Consider the following 1,299-nt stretch of genomic DNA (forward strand, 5'->3'; position numbering starts at 1 on the left):
GGCTCTATACTAAATGTTGGGGTTTCCACACAATTTGCCCCAAAAAATACACGCAAACATCCAATTCTTTTATACTTGAATTGTCGAGAAACAAGAAAAGATTGGAGTTGCGTGCAAGTGAATTTTACCATAAAAATGCCTGGTCTTGAAGATGTGTTGATCACAAAAGTGGAGGAAATGGAAGATCGCATTGCGCTTCATGTAGAAATGGCTGTCAAGGTACATAAGTGTCCCAGCTGTGGTGAGAGGACCAAGAAAGTTCATGATTATCGCATCCAAAAGATCAAACATTTAAAGTGGTTTGAACGGTTGACTTACCTCTTGTACAAAAAGCGCCGCTATGCCTGTTCGTGCGGGAAACGATTTGCGGAGGACAATCCTTTTGTTCATCGATATCAACGGCTTTCTATAGAATGGAATCGGGCAGTATCCATTCGGATAGTGCAAGCCAAGACGTTTAAGGAAACAGCCGAGCAGTTTGGCGTCTCCGTATCGACCGTCATGCGCAGGTTTGACCGGTTGGCCATAAAGGAAATGACAGAGGTTCAGGAGCTGCCAAGGGTGATCGCCATCGATGAGTACAAGGGAGATACAAAGGAAGGAAAATATCAATTGATTATTGCCGACGGGGAGACAAAAGAACCCATTGATATCTTGCCAAACCGAAAAAAGAAGACCATAAAGGATTATCTCCAAAAACATGGGACCAATGTGGAAGTGGTCATTATGGATATGAGCCCTTCTTTTAAAGCAGCTGTCCGAAAGGCGCTGGGGAAACCGGTTATTGTAGCAGATCGTTTTCATTTTTGCCGTTATATCTATTGGGCACTTGACGGGGTCAGAAGAAGAATCCAGTCTGAATGGAATGATTATGACCGGAAGAAATGTAAAAGGATGCGCTATGTGTTTTACAAAGACAGTGCAAAGCTGACCGAAGAGGACCGCTGGTATTTAGACAGGTACCTTGGGATGGACGAAGAGCTTCGCAGGGCTTACGAGTTGAAAGAGTCCTACTGCCGTTGGTTCAAGCAAGCCAAGGAAAATGGACAGGCTAAGATCCAAGAAACCAAGCAAGGATTAATGGATTTTTACAAGAAGGTCGAACAAGAGGGAATCCCTGAATTTGTGAAGGCCATCCGTACATTCAGGAACTGGCAGACAGAGGTACTAAACAGTTTTTTATTTGATTACTCAAATGGCTTTCTGGAGGGAATTAATAACCTGACGAAAGTCATGAAGAGGAACGCCTTTGGATTTAGGAACTTCCTAAGGGCAAGGGCAAGAATACTTCTTTTACAT

The 1,299-nt window shown here is 43.4% G+C and carries 1 protein-coding gene; it reads left to right on the forward strand.

All coding sequences use genetic code 11. The features are described 5' to 3' along the window. Positions 1-111: 111 nt before the first annotated feature. A partial coding sequence (locus tag JOC94_RS22670) for an ISL3 family transposase (RefSeq protein WP_408021949.1) occupies positions 112-1,299 on the forward strand: 1,188 nt, incomplete at its 3' end.

The organism is Siminovitchia thermophila, from assembly GCF_016909185.1.
GTDB classification, from domain to species: Bacteria; Bacillota; Bacilli; order Bacillales; family Bacillaceae_C; genus Siminovitchia; species Siminovitchia thermophila.